Source organism: Halomonas sp. AOP13-D3-9, from assembly GCF_052379125.1.
GTDB lineage: Bacteria > Pseudomonadota > Gammaproteobacteria > Pseudomonadales > Halomonadaceae > Vreelandella.
Genome location: NZ_JBQSYH010000006.1, coordinates 63,244 through 78,983, shown reverse-complemented (window position 1 = coordinate 78,983; position 15,740 = coordinate 63,244). Strand labels below are relative to the sequence as shown.

The following is a 15,740-nucleotide window of genomic DNA, read 5'->3' as shown; positions in this document are numbered from 1 at the left end:
GAGACTAGGTTGCCGAGAAACCGCACGAATCACAACTGCTGTATAGGTGGGGCGATTATGAAAAGAGGAAGCGTCGCGTCCGCTGCTAATCACAGCGGACGCGTTTTCATACGCTATAAACGCTAGCGTCAAAAATTAGCGGCGGTTGTAGATTTCTTCGTTAAGTTCACCCTCGCTTTTACCCACCAGGGTTGTCACCATTAAATCACCGGCGACGTTGACGCTGGTGCGTGCCATATCAAGAATACGGTCAATCCCTGCGACCACGGCGATGGCTTCCAGCGGTAGGCCGACCTGTGCCATGACAATCGAGAGCATAATCAAGCCCGCGCCCGGTACGCCCGCTGTGCCAATGGAGGCCAGCGTGCCGGTGGCAACAATCATGCCGTAATCCATCATGCTCAAATCTGTGCCGGTCATTTGGGCAATAAATAGCACCACTACGCCCTGATAAAGCGCGGTGCCATCCATATTGATGGTGGCGCCCACGGGCAGTACAAACCCAGAAACCCCTTCAGAAACGCCAAGGTTCTTCTGCGCACAGCGGATAGAGACCGGCAGGGTGCCCGCAGAGGAGGCGGACGAGAAGGCCACCACAATAGCGTCCAGGCTGCCCTGCAAATAGCGCATTGGATTTAGCCGACCCAGTAGCGAGATAAAGCCTGAGTAGATCACTAGTACGTGCAGGATACTGGCCAGGTAGGCCACGCCAATCAGTTTGGCCAGTGGTAGCAGTATCTCTAAGCCGTACTGGCCCGAGACGTGGGCGATTAAGCCAAATACCCCGAACGGGGCGAAGGCCATCACAATGCCGGTGAGCTTGTACATCGCCTCGGCAAAGCTATCGAACACCTTCATGACCGGCTCGCCTTTATCGCCAATCAGCGTCAGCGAAATACCCAGGCCAATGGCAAACACAATGATCTGCATAATGTTGCCGTTGGCCAGGGCGTCCAACGGGTTACGCGGCACTAAGTTAACCAGAATAGAGATCAGCGATGGCGCTTCGTTAGCGGCCACTTCAGAGTCGAAGCTTAAATCTACACCCACGCCCGGCTGTAGCAGGGTGGAGAGCAGCAGGCCGATACTTATGGCAAAGGCGGTAGTAATCAAATAGAGCGTAATCGTACGTGCGCCGATACGGCCCATCTTCTGTGGGTCGCGCATGGAGGTAATACCCACCACCAAGGTGGAAAATACCAGTGGCACAATCAGCATCATAATGGCGTTAATAAAAATATCGCCAAGCGGCTTAAACACGCTGGCGGTGTCGCCTAGCAGCGCACCTGCCAAAATACCCAGCGCCAAGCCCGCGAGAATCTTCTTCCATAGGGCAATTCGTCGCCACCAGGCAAACTTTCCTTGCTGTGCTTTTTCCTGCACTGCCTTTCTCCTGTCCAAAAGTGTGAAAAACTATTATTCAGCGATTCGCCAGTCGAATCGGCGGGCACTCTATCACTTTTGGCGATTAAGACCAGCTGGGACTGGTACCAGAGGGTTACGTTGGTAGCAGTGGTGTCGTGACTGTGGGGGCTGATAGAGGAGGGGGAAAGGACGACAATTTCACTTTAAGCATGGAAATTTCTGTTTCTGATGAAGCACTCGCATGATGCGAATAGTAGGGCCATCGACCCAGTAGGAAATAATCAGCGATACCTCAGGGACGATAAGCAATCTGCCTGGAATACCCTCTCTTTGCACACCCATAATCGGTTGCTCGAGTAGGTTTTCAGCTTTAGCTTCGATCATGTCATCAGTTCTCTCCGCCACTAAAGGGTTAAACTCGTAAAGAAACTCGAAGATCACCTCACGATCATTAAGGGACTCTTCTTCCCAAAAAATCATGGCGTATCTTGATGGCGGATTTTAGCTTTGCGCTCAGCCATATGGGCTTTCGCGCTATCATGATCAATAAAGGAAGCCTTTCCCTCATCATATTTCTCAAACGCTTGGTTAACTTGCTGTGTCAACCATGCATCGTGAGATAGCACCTTGCGCTGTTGCTCAGCCAGTTGCTCGGTAAATTCCCGGCAGGCATCACTCAATGTGCGCCCTTGGCTTTCGGCCATTTGTTGGCTTAAGCGTTTTGTTTCCTCGTCAACACGAAACTGAATTCTGGTGTCCATGGTGAGATCCAAGCCAATGCGTGTGTACAGATGTTAGCACAAGAATAGATATCCAAGATATTTCAGTGAAGTTATAAACGTTGCTGCAAACTTCCAAGCAGCGCTTTGCGCTGCATCCGCGGGTGCGCCTTCGGCTTACCACGCGCTACTCGGTTAGTGGCGCTACAAAATATCTTACTCATCTAACCTTTAATACTGCTAAGCAAGTGCTGCGTGGCACCGCCCATAGCCCCCCGCCGCGCTTTTGCCTACAATAGTTCTTTTTTCGCACGCGCATTGGCGCGTTGCTCTTATTGTTTTCAGGCCAAGGGACAGGATTCATGCTCGATCCGAAACTGCTGCGCGGTGATCTTGACACGGTTGCTCATCAACTGGCCCGCCGGGGCTTTGTGCTTGATAAGGCGGGGCTACAGGCGCTGGAGTCGCGTCGCCGCGAGCTGCAAACGCAAACCGAGCAGCTGCAAAACGAGCGTAATATGCGCTCCAAAGCAATTGGCAAGGCCAAGGCTAACGGTGAAGATATTCAGCCGCTGCTAGATGAAGTCAGCGATTTAGGCGATCGCCTGGATAAAGCCAAGAAAGAATTGGCCGAGGTGCAGGAAGAGTGGGACGACGCCATTAGCGGTATTCCCAACCTGCCCCACGAAAGCGTGCCGGAAGGCAAAAGCGAAGACGATAACGTTGAACTACACCGTTGGGGCACGCCGCGGGCGTTTGATTTCAAGGTGCTGGATCACGTTGATCTGGGTAAGAAGTCGGGCTATCTCGATTTTGAGCTGGCGGCTAAAATCACCGGTGCTCGCTTTGCGGTCATGCGTGGGCCGATCGCGCGCCTGCACCGGGCGCTGGCGCAATTTATGCTGGATACCCAAACCGAGCAGCACGGTTATGAAGAGTGCTACGTGCCGTATATGGTCAACCGTGATTCGCTTATGGGCACCGGCCAACTGCCGAAGTTTGGCGAAGATCTGTTTAGGCTAGACGATGAGCGCGAATACCACCTGATTCCCACTTCAGAAGTGCCGCTGACCAATTTTGTGCGCGATGAAATTGTCGAGCAGGCGGCGCTGCCGATGAAGCTGACCGCCCATACGCCGTGTTTCCGCAGTGAGGCGGGCTCCCACGGGCGCGATACCCGTGGCATGATCCGTCAGCACCAGTTCGATAAAGTCGAAATGGTACAGATCGTAGAGCCGGAGACGAGCTACGCAGCGCTGGAAGAGATGCGCGGCCATGCGGAGGCGATCCTGCAGGCGCTGGAGTTGCCGTATCGCGTAGTAACGCTTTGCACTGGGGATATGGGCTTTGGGGCCACGAAGACTTATGACTTGGAAGTCTGGCTGCCCAGCCAGGAGACTTACCGGGAAATCTCGTCGGTCTCTAACTGCGAAGATTTCCAGGCCCGGCGTATGCAAGCGCGGTATCGCCATCCGGATTCAAAAAAGCCGCAGTTGCTGCATACGCTGAACGGTTCAGGGCTGGCGGTTGGTCGTTGCCTGCTGGCGGTGCTTGAAAACCACCAGCAGGCGGATGGCTCGGTAACTATTCCTGAGCCGCTACGTCGCTATCTGGGCGGCGTGGAGCGTCTGGCCCTTTAAGCGCCCACTCAACGCTAACCCCGGCATCAATACGAATGGTGCCGGGGCTGTAATCACTGGCGGCACCCGATTGGTTGGCAGCAGAATCGCTTTCTGCCCGCATTGCCATCATGCGTGGTTGGAAAATAGGCGATTGGGTCTCTTCAATGCGCTGCACATGGTCAAGCTCGGCATCTAAGCTGTCGGCCATCAAATTGGCCTTGTGTTGCGCTTTCTCTAGCGCTTTAACCAGTGCTTCGTCGGTAGCTGCATCACGGTCTTGCAGGTCAAACTGAACACCGTCCAGTGAGTTAACACCGGCGGCTATTAGCGCGTCTAATACTTGGCTTAACTGATCCAGGTCGGTTAGTTCGACGGTGATTGGGCGCTCAAGGCGCGTGCGCTGCAGGGTTTCATGCTCACCGTCTTCATTGCGGGGCCCTTGAACATGTTCAGGATAGACATTCAGCGAGCCCGCATTAATAGCGTTGCGTTCAAGGCCGGTGGCTTCCATCTGTTCGATTAATTCGCTGGCGCGGCTCTCCAAACGCTCGCGGGCATCGCTAAGTGCGCTACTATCGCTCTCTTCCAAGGTGGAAAGAGCGGGAGTGTTCTCCCATAGCCGTGCATTTAAAGTGGCTTTGTCAGGCTCTACCTCCACCCATGACTGTGCTTGAACATGTAGGCTGGGCTGTGGCGGAGTGGGCGGTGAAGCGTGTGCTAAAGGCGCGCTTAGGAGTGCCAGCAGGGCACTGCCAAGCAGACCGTAGCCTAGAAATTGAGAGCGCAGCCGCGTAGAGATAGGTGATATTGCTTGCATAGATGGCTTCCTTAATGAGCGGACAATCGTGCCGCTAAGTTAATACCCGGTTTTACAAAAGCTGTTTCAAGAAGTTAGGGCAGACGGAGCTTGGAAGCGCAGTGGAAAAGAAAGTTCAGCAGGGAAGAGTGAACGCAAAACAGTTGCTTATTATTTGCATGGTTTGTGCAATATGCCGTATGCAGCCATTATACACTGACAGCAAGCTAAGGATGGATTATGCCGAAATTATCGGATGAGGATTACCGCAGTATACCGCTCCATGCAACCTTGGCGCTCGCCGCCTTGGTCGTGATTATTGCGGGCATGAAAGTAGGCGCTGATCTACTCGTGCCGCTGTTACTGGCGATATTTATTGCGGTAGTGTGCACCTCACCTGTGCAGTGGCTGCATCGCTGTGGCTTAAGTATGCGGGTGTCGGCCTTTCTAACCTTGATGGTGTTACTGGGGTTTTTATCGCTTATTGGCCTGCTGGTGGTCAACAGCTTTAGTACCTTTGTGACGGCGTTGCCGGAAATCGAGTCGCGGCTATATGAACAGTACTGGAACTTGCTTAATGCGCTCTCTTCACGAGGGTTAGCGATTAATCCCGATCAGATCAACTCGCTGTTTGAGATGGATGATGAAGGCTCCTGGATGCCAGAGGTATTGAGCCAGCTTGGTAACCTCTTTATGCAGAGCATCATTGTCGGGTTACTGGTCATCTTTATGCTGTTTGAAACCCTCAATGTGCGCGACAAAATTTCCCGTGCCTTGGAAAATCCTGCGCCTAGCTTGAAACGCTTTAGTGAGTTCAGCTTAACGCTGAAGCGCTATTTGGCTGTTAAGACGGTTATCAGCCTGGCAACGGGCGCGTTGGTTTGGCTTTCTTGCATGGTCGTTGGGGTTGATTTTCCGCTGCTATGGGGCGTGTTGGCGTTTGCCCTCAACTTTATCCCCAATATCGGCTCAGCCATTGCTGCCATTCCTCCCGTGCTATTGCTGTTGGTCTCCCAGGATGGCGGCGCCTTTCAGGCACTGCTGCTGGCTTCCGCTTATCTGGTGATCAACTTTGTGCTCGGCAATTTGATCGAACCGCGGGTAATGGGGCAGGCGCTTGGGCTTTCTACCTTTGTGGCGTTTTTATCGCTGGTGGTATGGGGGTGGATTTTTGGTGCGGCGGGGATGCTGCTGTCGGTGGTGCTGACAATGACGCTTAAGATTGCTCTCGATAGTCACCCACAAACCCGTTGGATTGCTCGACTGCTAGGGCCAGGGAAACGTCGTGTTAAAGATGATCGGGCGAGTGATGCAAGCTTGCCGCCCTGGAAACGATAAGGCGAAAGAAGTGGACTGAGTAGTAATCGAACTGGTTAGCAGGACAGCTACCGCCGACAGGGTCGGCGGTAGTTTTACGCAGGCACATTCATCAAGCGTTTTGTTCGATGAACTGCGTCAGTTGTGATTTAGATTGCGCGCCAACCAGTGAAGCGACTTTGGTGCCGGATTTAAACAGCATCACGGTAGGTACACCGCGCACGCCTTGCTCAGCCGCAATTTCAGGCGCGTCGTCGACATTAACGCTAACCACTTTCAGGCTCTCCTGACGTTCTGCAGCTACTTCATCCACAACCGGGGCCATGACCTTGCACGGGCCACACCAGGGCGCCCAGAATTTCATTAGCACAGGCTGTTCAGCGTTGAGGACTTCTTGCTCAAAATTGGCGTTGGTGACATCAACATTATTAGCCATTTGCTTCTCCGTTTGCGTTGCTCTTGCTGTTTCGTTGCCTCAAATGGAGCAACGGTCATTACGCGATCAATCGGCGCTCTTTCACCACGCCACGTGACTATCGCGATAAGCGTGGGCAGATGTTAGCGGGCGCGAAGGTTGCTGGCAAATTTCCTGCATAGTGAGTTAACTAAATAGCAGAAATTAAAGGGTGCCGATAGCACATATTTTTTATAATATAAAAGTATTATTTTGGTGTTTTTTATTCTATATGGTGCTGTAGAGTGCCGAATCGACAACACAACCTCTCAGATGCGATGAGCAGTAGCATTTTAGGGTGTTGGTTGAATGTGTTGTTAGGGTTTGTTGGTAGGGTTTGTTGATAGGTACGGTCTACATAGATCTGTTTAGAGAATAAATAAGGTGAGGATATGAAGCTACAACAGCTACGCTATATCTGGGAAGTCAATCGACATAACCTAAACGTCTCAGCCACAGCGCAAAGTCTATTTACCTCACAGCCAGGGATCTCCAAACAGATACGGTTGTTGGAAGATGAGCTTGGCGTCGAGATTTTTGCCCGCAGCGGCAAGCACCTGACGCGGGTTACACCGGGCGGTCAGTCGATTATTGACCTGGCCGGGCAGGTTCTGCGCCTCACCGAAAACATCAAACAGGTGGCCCAGGAGCATAGCGACGAGCGCCGCGGTAGCCTAGCCATTGCGACGACCCATACTCAAGCTCGCTACGCGCTGCCGCCCATTATCAGCGAATTTACGCTGAAATACCCCGATGTGGCGCTGCATATGCAGCAGGGTACGCCTAAGCAGATCGCGCAGATGGTCAGTGAAGGTCAGGCAGATTTCGCTATTGCGACCGAATCGCTAGAACTATTTACCGATTTAGTGCTGTTGCCGTGCTATCGCTGGAACCGCTGCGTATTGGTGCCTAAGGGGCATGCTTTGGCAACCCATAACGGCCCGCTGACCCTAGAGGCGCTCGCTGAACATCCGCTAGTGACCTATGTGTTTGGATTTACCGGCCGCTCGCAGTTAGACGATGCCTTTAAAGCCAAGGGCCTAACGCCCAATGTGGTGCTGACCGCCGCCGATGCTGACGTGATCAAAACCTACGTGCGGTTGGGCATGGGGGTTGGCATTGTGGCGCATATGGCCGTGGATGAGGCGCTTGATGATGATTTGGTAGCGCTCGATGCTAGCCACTTGTTTGCTAGCTCTACGACCAAGATCGGTATTCGTCGTGGCACTTTTATGCGCGGCTATATGTATGATTTTTTAGAGCGTTTTGCGCCTCATTTAACCCGCGACCGGGTAGAGGAAGCGCTAATGGCAGGCCCGCGTCATGAACAGTCTCTATTCGATGACTTAGACCTGCCTGAGTATTAATCTGCTGTGTGAATCAGTGCTGTAAATGCAGCCCGCATTCGCGCTTCTCTTCCACCTTGGTGGGGTCGAAGTAGTCGAAGTTGTTGGGCAGATTATGCGCCTGTAGGTACTGGTACATATCTTTGGCACTCCACTGCAGCAGCGGAGCAACTTTCAATAGGCCGTCGCTGTTGCGGCTAACCGGCTGCATTTTGGCCCGCTCCGCGGTGTCTTCGGCGCGCAGCGCGGTAAACCATACGTCGGGCTGCATTTCACGCAGCGCGCGCTCAAAGGGCTCGATTTTGACTTCCTGGGTAAAGGCCGCGTGGCGCGGGTCGTCGATACCGGGCATGGGGCCTTCCAGCGCTTCACGATGGGCGCGGGTGCGCTGGGGGATAAAGCTCACCAGATTGAGATTGAGCTGTTTAATGACCTCATCAGCAAATTGATAGGTCGCCTCAGTATTGTAGCCGCTGTCCATCCATACAATGGGAATATCCGGGCGCACCTGGGTGACCATATGCAAAATCACCGCTTCAAAGGGGCGAAAGTTGGTGGTGCAAATAGGTCGGGCGCCCTGAGCCAGTGCCCACTCAACCAACCCTTGAGGATTGTTGGCGAAATCTCTGTTAACCGCTTCAAGCTCTGAGGGCATGCTGCCTCCTAATCGAGAGTTAAATATCGAGAGTTAAATAATACTGACTAGGCTACCAAACAGGAGGCAGCAAGCCCCAATACCGTTTAGTTTGGCTTTTATATTCCTTTTTGATATAGAGCTCGCGCTGCTTATTCCAAAGCGCCAATTAAGTGGCGGATTTTATCCAGCGTCTCGGTGTACTCTTCCTCCGCTTGGGAGTCAGCCACCAAGCCCCCGCCGCCCCATACATGCAGTTTTCCCGCCTCGGCCACCATGGTGCGAATAGCGATGGAGGTATCCATGCTGCCGCGTACATCCACATAGCCAAGGCTGCCGCAATACACGCTGCGTTGGCAGGGCTCCAGTTCATCGATAATCTGCATCGCACGAATCTTGGGTGCGCCGGTAATGGAGCCGCCGGGAAACGCCGCCTTAAGTAGTGCTAGCGGGGTGTAGTGTTCAGCCAGGGTCCCCTGCACTACGCTAACCAAGTGGTGCACGTTGGGGTAGCTCTCTAAGTGGCATAGCTGCGGTACGCGAATGGACCCCGGCTGGCAGACGCGGCCCAGGTCATTGCGCAGCAGATCGACAATCATCACATTCTCAGCGCGGTCTTTAGTACTGCTTATTAGCTGCTCAGCCAGCGCCTGATCCTCTTCAAGCGTTGCGCCGCGCGGGCGGGTGCCTTTAATTGGACGGGTTTCGACTTCGCGGTTGCGGCACTGAATAAACCGTTCGGGTGAAAGCGAGAGCACGGCCTTGTCATCCCAGGCCATGAAGCCTGAATAGGGCGTGGGGGTGGCTTTTCGCAACTGTAGATACGCCTGCCACTCATCCCCCTGGTAGTCGGCATAAAAACGCTGGGCCAGGTTGATTTGATAGCAGTCACCCGCCCGAATATAGCGTTGTACGGCGTTAAAGCGCGTCACGTATTGGGCGTGGCTAAGCTCGGCCTTAAAGGCACCCGTTAGGGTAAAGGATTTAGTCGGCGTTGGCGTCTGAGTCAGCCAGCTCTCCACCTGCTCACGGCGCTCTGGTGAGGCGATTAACCACGCCTGTTGGGTCACGTGGTCGAGCGTAATACACCAGTCGTAAAGCCCCAAACGGGCTTGCGGTAGTGGTGCCGGGCTCGCCTGTCGACTTGGGATTGATAAGCTTTTGCGGCCTAAATCGTAACCCCAGTAGCCAATCAGCCCGCCGAGAAAAGGTAGGTCGCTGCACTCATCAAAGGTGTCTAATTGATCCAGTAGCCACTGCTGAAGACCAAACACATCGTTGACCAAGTGTGCCGGGGGGCTAAGTTGATCCGACACGACATTGGTCTCGCCATGATGAGTAACTTCCAACGTCGCGAGTGGGTCGCTACTGATAATATCAAAGCGACCGGTGGCGATAGGGCGGCCGCTATCGAGTAGCACCGCGCCGGGCCTTTCACGCAGGCAGGCGAATATCCCCAATGGATCGGGTGAGTAGGGCAGGGCAGATATCGTCAACGCCTTGATCATTAAGCAAACGCCTAGCCAGTAAAGGGCGAGCTATTTTAGAGGGGCGTAGACGATGACACCAGTGCACGGCTTCGACGCCTTTCTCACGCAGGGCCTTATCGATAGTTTTACGCACAATAATGACTTGATTGTTGACAGCAAGGGTTTTGTTGCACCTGCTAATACAACGAAAGGGGTATAAAATCGGCTAACAAGGTTAGTTGACGGTTTAATTGGCACGCGCTAGAGTCTGTGTACTTTTCAATTGTCGACAATTAATTATGGCTCCTCTCGCTACTTCCTTATTAAACGCCACGGAAAGTTCGTCTGAATCGAATTCTTCAGAAGTGCGCACGCTCGCCGAGCGGGTATTTAATCAGCTCCAGGATGCCATCGTCCGCGGCGAACTGGCCCCTGGCAGTAAAATCACCGAACCGGGATTGTCTAAAACCTACGGCATATCACGGGGGCCACTGCGCGAGGCAATGCGGCGTCTGGAAGCGCACCGCCTGATTGAGCGCGTTCCTCATGTGGGCGCCCGTGTTGTCCAGCTCTCAATGAAAGAGCTGCTAGAGCTGTTTGATCTGCGCGAAGCCCTGGAAAGCATGGCCGCCCGGCTGGCCGCAGAAAATATGACGCCGGAAGAGGTTCAGGGCCTGCGCGATGTGCTGGCGCTACACGAAGGCCAGGCGGACTTAAAGCGTGGCGAAGCTTACTACCAGCGCGAAGGCGATCTCGATTTTCATTACTGCATCGTGCAGGGCAGCCACAACAAGATGCTAATGAACCTGCTCTGCGACGACCTTTACTATCTTGTGCGCCTCTACCGGACCCAGTTTAGTGCCAGTGGCACCCGGCCTCAGCGCGCTTTTGTGGAGCACCACCGCATTGTCGATGCCATTGAGGCGGGTGATGCGGAGCTGGCCGAGCTTTTGATGCGCCGTCATGTCAGCGCCTCTCGAGCCAATGTGGCCGATCGCTACGCCGAGGCTCTCGAACAGTCAGTATCTAAATCACAACGCTAGAACATAACTAAAAAGTAGCTAAACCAGAACTTATAAAGAGCTTATCCAAAGCTCCGCCAGATCAACAGGAGAAACGCCCCATGTCCCAGATGACTCCCGGCGCCCGCTTTCGGGCCGCGCTTGAGGCTAACCGCCCGCTGCCCATTTTAGGCACTATCAATGCCTACACTGCGCTAATGGCCGATAAAGTGGGCCATCAGGCCATTTACCTCTCCGGTGGCGGTGTGGCGAATGCCTCGTTCGGCTTGCCGGATCTGGGCATGACCACCATGAACGATGTGGTGGAGGATGCTCATCGTATCTGCGGCGCCACCGAGCTGCCGCTACTGGTGGATATCGATACCGGTTGGGGCGGCGCTTTCAATATTGCTCGCACCGTCAAAGAGATGCAGCGCGCTGGCGTGGCGGCGGTTCATATGGAAGACCAGGTAGCGCAAAAGCGCTGTGGTCACCGCCCCAATAAAGCGATTGTTTCCCAGCAGGAGATGGTCGACCGCATTAAAGCCGCCGCAGATGCCAAGATTGATCCTGATTTCTATCTCATTGCCCGCACCGATGCCTTCCAGAAAGAGGGACTTGATGCGGCCATTGAACGGGCTAACGCCTGTGTGGAAGCGGGCGCGGATGCCATCTTCGCCGAGGCCGTGCACACCCTGGACGATTACAAAGCCTTCTGCCAGAGGGTCAATGCGCCGATTTTAGCTAACATCACCGAATTTGGTGCGACCCCACTGTTTACTCAAACAGAGCTTGGCGACGTTGGCTGCCGTATGGTGCTTTATCCGCTCTCCGCGTTCCGCGCCATGAACGCCGCGGCACTGCAGGTTTACCAAAGCATCTTCGACAACGGCCACCAAAAAGACGTTGTACCGCTGATGCAAACCCGCGATGAGCTCTACGACTTCCTGAACTACCACGACTTTGAGCAGAAGCTGGACGCACTGTTTGCCGAGAAAGGCGACGACCAATAAGCCAACTGGTGAGAGGGCAGGTTTCCGCGAGGGCGCTGTGAACCCTTCCTTGGGCGCTACTTTTGTCATCCATGACAAAAGACCCTCGCTTCAACCTGCCCTCTCACCAAGATAGCTTTGCCGAAAGTTTACTGAACGACCTTATTCATAAATCGATAGTTACAATAAAAGCAGTAATAGGAGACACACCATGGCTGATAAACCCGTGACAGGTGCAGGACTGCGTGGCCAGAGCGCCGGTTCCACCGCGCTATGTACGGTAGGCAAAACAGGTTCAGGCCTGACCTACCGTGGCTTCGATATCAAAGAGTTAGCTGAAAAAGCCAAATTTGAAGAAGTGGCTTACCTACTGTTAAAAGGCAAACTGCCCAATCAAGCCGAGCTGGATCACTACATCAGCAAACTGAAAAGCCTGCGTGGGCTGCCCGATGCGCTGAAAACGGTGCTTGAGCAGATCCCTAAAGATGCCCACCCGATGGACGTGATGCGCACCGGCACCTCAATGCTAGGCAATCTGGAAACCGAGGAGAACTTCGACCAGCAGCAGGACGTTGCCGACCGGCTGCTAGCGGTGCTGCCCTCAATTATCTGCTACTGGTACCGCTTCTCCCACGACGGCGTACGCATCGATACCGAAACGGATGATGTCTCGGTAGGCGGTCACTTCTTGAATATGCTGCGCGGCGAGCCCGCTTCTGAGCTGCATGCGCGGGTAATGAACGTATCGCTGATTCTCTATGCCGAGCACGAGTTTAACGCCTCTACCTTTACCGCTCGGGTCTGCGCCTCGACGCTTTCTGATATGCACTCCTGCGTGACCGGTGCGATTGGCTCGCTACGCGGCCCACTGCACGGCGGCGCTAACGAGGCTGCCATGGCGATGATCGAAGATTGGCAGTCGCCTGAAGAAGCAGAAAGCAAGATTATGGGCATGCTGGAGCGCAAGGATAAGATCATGGGCTTCGGCCACGCGATCTATCGCGAGTCCGACCCACGCAATGCGATTATCAAAGAGTGGTCAAAAAAGCTGGCTGATGATGTCGGCGATAAAGTGCTTTACCCGGTTTCCGAGCGGGTTGAAGAGGTCATGTGGCGGGAGAAGAAACTGTTCTGTAACGCTGATTTCTTTCACGCCAGTGCGTACCACTTTATGGATATCCCCACCAAGCTGTTCACGCCGATTTTTGTTATGTCGCGGCTCACCGGCTGGGCGGCCCACGTGTTTGAACAGCGCGCCAATAACCGCATTATTCGCCCCAGCGCCGATTACACGGGTCCCGAGAAGAGCGAGTGGGTGCCGATAGAAGCGCGAGACTGATCCGCGTGCTGCCCGGTGGCTTGGCCACCGGGCTTTTTTCCGCCCCTTCTTTGTGAGTCTGCCTGCTATGAATACCCAATACCGTAAACCGCTGCCTGGCACAGAGCTTGAGTTTTTTGATGCTCGTGAGGCGGTGGAAGATATCCAGCACGGTGCCTACGCACAGTTGCCTTATACCTCGCGTGTGCTGGCGGAACAGCTGGTGCGCCGCTGCGCCCCTGAGCTGCTCACCGATGCCTTGAAACAATTGATTGAGCGCAAAAGCGACCTGGATTTCCCCTGGTACCCGGCACGCGTGGTCTGTCACGACATTCTGGGCCAAACCGCGCTGGTCGATCTTGCCGGACTACGCGACGCCATTGCCGAGAAGGGCGGCGATCCCGCCAAAGTTAACCCCGTCGTGCCGACCCAATTGATTGTCGACCACTCACTAGCGGTAGAGCACGCAGGCTCAGAAGAGGGCGCCTTTGAGAAAAATCGTGCCATTGAAGATCGCCGCAACGATGACCGCTTCCACTTTATCAACTGGACCAAGACGGCCTTTGAGAACGTCGATGTGATTCCCCCCGGTAACGGCATTATGCACCAGATTAATCTGGAGAAGATGTCGCCGGTGGTGCAGAACCGTGACGGCATTGCCTACCCGGATACCTGTGTGGGAACCGATAGCCATACGCCCATGGTGGATGCTCTGGGCGTTATCTCCGTAGGTGTGGGTGGGCTTGAAGCCGAAAGCGTGATGCTGGGGCGTGCTTCCATGATGCGCCTGCCGGATATCGTCGGCGTAGAGCTAACTGGCAAACTGCAGCCAGGTATTACCGGCACTGATATGGTGCTGACGATTACTGAATTCCTGCGTAAAGAGCGCGTCGTAGGGGCGTATCTGGAGTTTTACGGCGAAGGCGCCAATGCGCTTACCGTGGGTGATCGCGCTACGATCTCGAATATGACCCCCGAGTACGGCGCCACGGCGGCGATGTTCTATATCGACGCTCAAACCATCGATTATCTGAAGCTCACCGGTCGCGAGGACGAGCAAGTAGCGCTGGTGGAAACCTATGCCAAGCATACCGGCCTGTGGGCAGACAGCCTGACCGAGGTTGAGTACGAGCGGGTGCTGACCTTTGATCTTTCGTCGGTGACTCGCACCCTGGCGGGACCCTCTAACCCTCACGCTCATTTGCCCACTTCAGAATTGGCACAGCGCGGTATTGCGGTAGGGCTTGAAGCAGTACAGGCGGAAGAGAAAGCGGGCAGAATGCCCGATGGCGCGGTTATCATCGCTGCCATTACCAGCTGCACCAATACCTCTAACCCGCGCAATATGGTAGCCGCCGGGCTGATTGCCCGTAACGCTAACCGGCTGGGTCTGCTGCGCAAGCCCTGGGTGAAGTCGTCGCTGGCGCCAGGCTCAAAAACCGTCAAGATGTATCTGGAAGAGGCCGGTTTGATGAGCGAGCTGGAAAATCTCGGCTTCGGGGTGGTGGCCTACGCTTGCACCACTTGCAACGGGATGTCTGGGGCGCTGGAGCCAAAAATTGCCCAGGAAATTATCGAGCGTGACCTTTACGCCACGGCGGTGCTTTCCGGTAACCGTAACTTTGATGGTCGGATTCACCCCCACGCCCAGCAGGCCTTTTTGGCGTCTCCGCCCCTGGTGGTCGCCTATGCCATTGCGGGTACGATTCGCTTTGATATTGAGAAAGATATCCTGGGTATCGATCAAGCGGGCAACCCCGTTACTTTGAAGGATATCTGGCCAGCGGATGAAGAGATCGACGCGATCGTCAAATCATCGGTGAAGCCGGAGCAGTTTCGGCAAACCTATATCCCCATGTTCGACCTGGATAAGAGCGCCCGCGCCCAGGTGAGCCCGCTATATGATTGGCGGCCGCAGAGTACCTATATACGTCGCCCGCCCTACTGGGAGGGCAATATGGCTAAGGTGCGCACCATGAAGGGTATGCGGCCGCTGGCAATTCTGCCGGACAATATCACCACCGATCACCTCTCTCCATCCAATGCTATTCAGTTGAACAGCGCGGCGGGTGAGTATCTAGCCAAGATGGGCGTGCCAGAGGAGGACTTCAACTCCTACGCCACCCACCGTGGCGATCACCTCACTGCACAACGCGCCACCTTCGCCAACCCTAAGCTGTTTAACGAAATGGTGCGCGACGCCGACGGCAAGGTAAAACAGGGCTCGCTGGCGCGGGTAGAGCCGGAAGGCGAAGTGGCCCGCATGTGGGAAGCCATCGAAACTTATATGGCCCGCAAGCAGCCGCTGATTATTATCGCCGGGGCGGATTACGGCCAGGGCTCCTCACGGGACTGGGCGGCCAAAGGGGTCGCGCTGGCGGGCGTAGAAGCGATTGCTGCCGAAGGCTTTGAGCGTATTCACCGCACCAACCTTATCGGTATGGGGGTAATGCCACTGGAGTTTGAGCCCGGCACTACACGCATAACCCTAGGCTTGGATGGCACCGAAACTTTCGATGTTGAGGGCGCGGTTTCGCCAGGGGCGATGCTCACGCTGGTGATCCACCGCCAGAGTGGAGAAAGCGTGCAGGTTGCGGTGAAGTGCCGATTAGATACGGCTGAGGAGGTGTCGATTTACACCGCCGGTGGCGTTCTACAGCGCTTTGCCCAGGACTTTCTTGAGTCCACCGCTGCGTAAACGGAGATA

Annotated in this window: 14 protein-coding genes; 7 read left to right on the top strand and 7 right to left on the bottom strand. The window is 54.6% G+C overall.

Annotated elements, in window-relative coordinates; genetic code table 11:
• Positions 1–135: 135 nt before the first annotated feature.
• The 3 genes from ACT3UM_RS08275 to ACT3UM_RS08265 all read right to left on the bottom strand — a co-directional run bounded on the left by ACT3UM_RS08275 (position 136) and on the right by ACT3UM_RS08265 (position 2,126).
• Complete coding sequence (locus tag ACT3UM_RS08275) at positions 136–1,383, bottom strand: dicarboxylate/amino acid:cation symporter (RefSeq protein WP_498897788.1); 1,248 nt, start codon at positions 1,381–1,383, stop codon at positions 136–138.
• A gap of 180 nt (positions 1,384–1,563) precedes the next feature.
• Positions 1,564–1,845: a type II toxin-antitoxin system RelE/ParE family toxin gene (locus ACT3UM_RS08270; protein WP_498897786.1), complete on the bottom strand. Its 282-nt coding sequence runs from the start codon at positions 1,843–1,845 to the stop codon at positions 1,564–1,566.
• Entirely contained in the window at positions 1,842–2,126 is a 285-nt protein-coding gene (locus tag ACT3UM_RS08265; RefSeq protein WP_498897784.1) for a type II toxin-antitoxin system RelB/DinJ family antitoxin, read from the bottom strand. Before ACT3UM_RS08265 ends, ACT3UM_RS08270 begins: the two co-directional genes overlap by 4 nt.
• A 320-nt stretch (positions 2,127–2,446) precedes the next feature.
• Between ACT3UM_RS08265 and serS the strand changes: the two genes are divergently transcribed.
• Entirely contained in the window at positions 2,447–3,724 is a 1,278-nt protein-coding gene (serS, locus tag ACT3UM_RS08260; RefSeq protein ID WP_498897782.1) for a serine--tRNA ligase, read from the top strand.
• Here serS and ACT3UM_RS08255 read toward each other — a convergent pair.
• Positions 3,669–4,523, bottom strand: a complete 855-nt coding sequence (locus ACT3UM_RS08255) for an SIMPL domain-containing protein (protein WP_498897780.1) — start codon at positions 4,521–4,523, stop codon at positions 3,669–3,671. The genes serS and ACT3UM_RS08255 overlap by 56 nt on opposite strands.
• A 219-nt stretch (positions 4,524–4,742) precedes the next feature.
• Between ACT3UM_RS08255 and ACT3UM_RS08250 the strand changes: the two genes are divergently transcribed.
• Positions 4,743–5,840, top strand: a complete 1,098-nt coding sequence (locus ACT3UM_RS08250) for an AI-2E family transporter (protein ID WP_498897778.1) — start codon at positions 4,743–4,745, stop codon at positions 5,838–5,840.
• Between the two features lie 91 nt (positions 5,841–5,931).
• Here the strand turns inward: ACT3UM_RS08250 and trxA are convergent, their stop codons facing one another.
• Complete coding sequence (gene trxA / locus ACT3UM_RS08245; RefSeq protein WP_007113240.1) at positions 5,932–6,255, bottom strand: thioredoxin; 324 nt, start codon at positions 6,253–6,255, stop codon at positions 5,932–5,934.
• A gap of 410 nt (positions 6,256–6,665) precedes the next feature.
• On the opposite strand from trxA, the gene cysB reads away from it, so the two are divergent.
• Positions 6,666–7,640, top strand: coding sequence for an HTH-type transcriptional regulator CysB (gene cysB, locus ACT3UM_RS08240; RefSeq protein ID WP_498897776.1), 975 nt, complete (start codon positions 6,666–6,668; stop codon positions 7,638–7,640).
• Between the two features lie 13 nt (positions 7,641–7,653).
• Here cysB and ACT3UM_RS08235 read toward each other — a convergent pair whose 3' ends face one another.
• Positions 7,654–8,274 carry a phosphoadenosine phosphosulfate reductase domain-containing protein gene (locus tag ACT3UM_RS08235; RefSeq protein ID WP_498897774.1) on the bottom strand — a complete coding sequence of 207 codons (621 nt, stop codon included), beginning with the start codon at positions 8,272–8,274 and terminating at the stop codon, positions 7,654–7,656.
• 131 nt (positions 8,275–8,405) lie between these two features.
• Positions 8,406–9,761 carry an aminodeoxychorismate synthase component I gene (pabB, locus tag ACT3UM_RS08230; RefSeq protein WP_498897772.1) on the bottom strand — a complete coding sequence of 452 codons (1,356 nt, stop codon included), beginning with the start codon at positions 9,759–9,761 and terminating at the stop codon, positions 8,406–8,408.
• 260 nt (positions 9,762–10,021) lie between these two features.
• Between pabB and ACT3UM_RS08225 the strand changes: the two genes are divergently transcribed.
• The 4 genes from ACT3UM_RS08225 (at position 10,022) to acnD (ending at position 15,731) form a co-directional block, all read left to right on the top strand.
• Positions 10,022–10,765 carry a GntR family transcriptional regulator gene (locus tag ACT3UM_RS08225; RefSeq protein ID WP_498897770.1) on the top strand — a complete coding sequence of 248 codons (744 nt, stop codon included), beginning with the start codon at positions 10,022–10,024 and terminating at the stop codon, positions 10,763–10,765.
• Between the two features lie 80 nt (positions 10,766–10,845).
• Positions 10,846–11,736, top strand: a complete 891-nt coding sequence (prpB, locus tag ACT3UM_RS08220; protein WP_498897768.1) for a methylisocitrate lyase — start codon at positions 10,846–10,848, stop codon at positions 11,734–11,736.
• Between the two features lie 190 nt (positions 11,737–11,926).
• On the top strand, positions 11,927–13,054 hold the full coding sequence (gene prpC, locus ACT3UM_RS08215) for a bifunctional 2-methylcitrate synthase/citrate synthase (RefSeq protein ID WP_498897766.1): 1,128 nt from the start codon (positions 11,927–11,929) through the stop codon (positions 13,052–13,054).
• Between the two features lie 67 nt (positions 13,055–13,121).
• A complete protein-coding gene (acnD, locus tag ACT3UM_RS08210; RefSeq protein ID WP_498897764.1) occupies positions 13,122–15,731 on the top strand; it encodes a Fe/S-dependent 2-methylisocitrate dehydratase AcnD in 2,610 nt (869 codons plus the stop codon).
• The last annotated feature ends 9 nt before the right edge of the window (positions 15,732–15,740 follow it).

Bases quoted from the DNA above. Each gene is read 5' to 3' on its own strand.
- ACT3UM_RS08225 (WP_498897770.1), top strand. From the start codon at position 10,022: ATGGCTCCTCTCGCTACTTCCTTATTAAACGCCACGGAAAGTTCGTCT.
- ACT3UM_RS08235 (WP_498897774.1), bottom strand. From the start codon at position 8,274: ATGCCCTCAGAGCTTGAAGCGGTTAACAGAGATTTCGCCAACAATCCT.
- ACT3UM_RS08250 (WP_498897778.1), top strand. From the start codon at position 4,743: ATGCCGAAATTATCGGATGAGGATTACCGCAGTATACCGCTCCATGCA.
- acnD (WP_498897764.1), top strand. From the start codon at position 13,122: ATGAATACCCAATACCGTAAACCGCTGCCTGGCACAGAGCTTGAGTTT.
- pabB (WP_498897772.1), bottom strand. From the start codon at position 9,761: ATGATCAAGGCGTTGACGATATCTGCCCTGCCCTACTCACCCGATCCA.
- prpC (WP_498897766.1), top strand. From the start codon at position 11,927: ATGGCTGATAAACCCGTGACAGGTGCAGGACTGCGTGGCCAGAGCGCC.
- ACT3UM_RS08265 (WP_498897784.1), bottom strand. From the start codon at position 2,126: ATGGACACCAGAATTCAGTTTCGTGTTGACGAGGAAACAAAACGCTTA.
- ACT3UM_RS08255 (WP_498897780.1), bottom strand. From the start codon at position 4,523: ATGCAAGCAATATCACCTATCTCTACGCGGCTGCGCTCTCAATTTCTA.
- serS (WP_498897782.1), top strand. From the start codon at position 2,447: ATGCTCGATCCGAAACTGCTGCGCGGTGATCTTGACACGGTTGCTCAT.
- trxA (WP_007113240.1), bottom strand. From the start codon at position 6,255: ATGGCTAATAATGTTGATGTCACCAACGCCAATTTTGAGCAAGAAGTC.
- prpB (WP_498897768.1), top strand. From the start codon at position 10,846: ATGTCCCAGATGACTCCCGGCGCCCGCTTTCGGGCCGCGCTTGAGGCT.
- cysB (WP_498897776.1), top strand. From the start codon at position 6,666: ATGAAGCTACAACAGCTACGCTATATCTGGGAAGTCAATCGACATAAC.
- ACT3UM_RS08270 (WP_498897786.1), bottom strand. From the start codon at position 1,845: ATGATTTTTTGGGAAGAAGAGTCCCTTAATGATCGTGAGGTGATCTTC.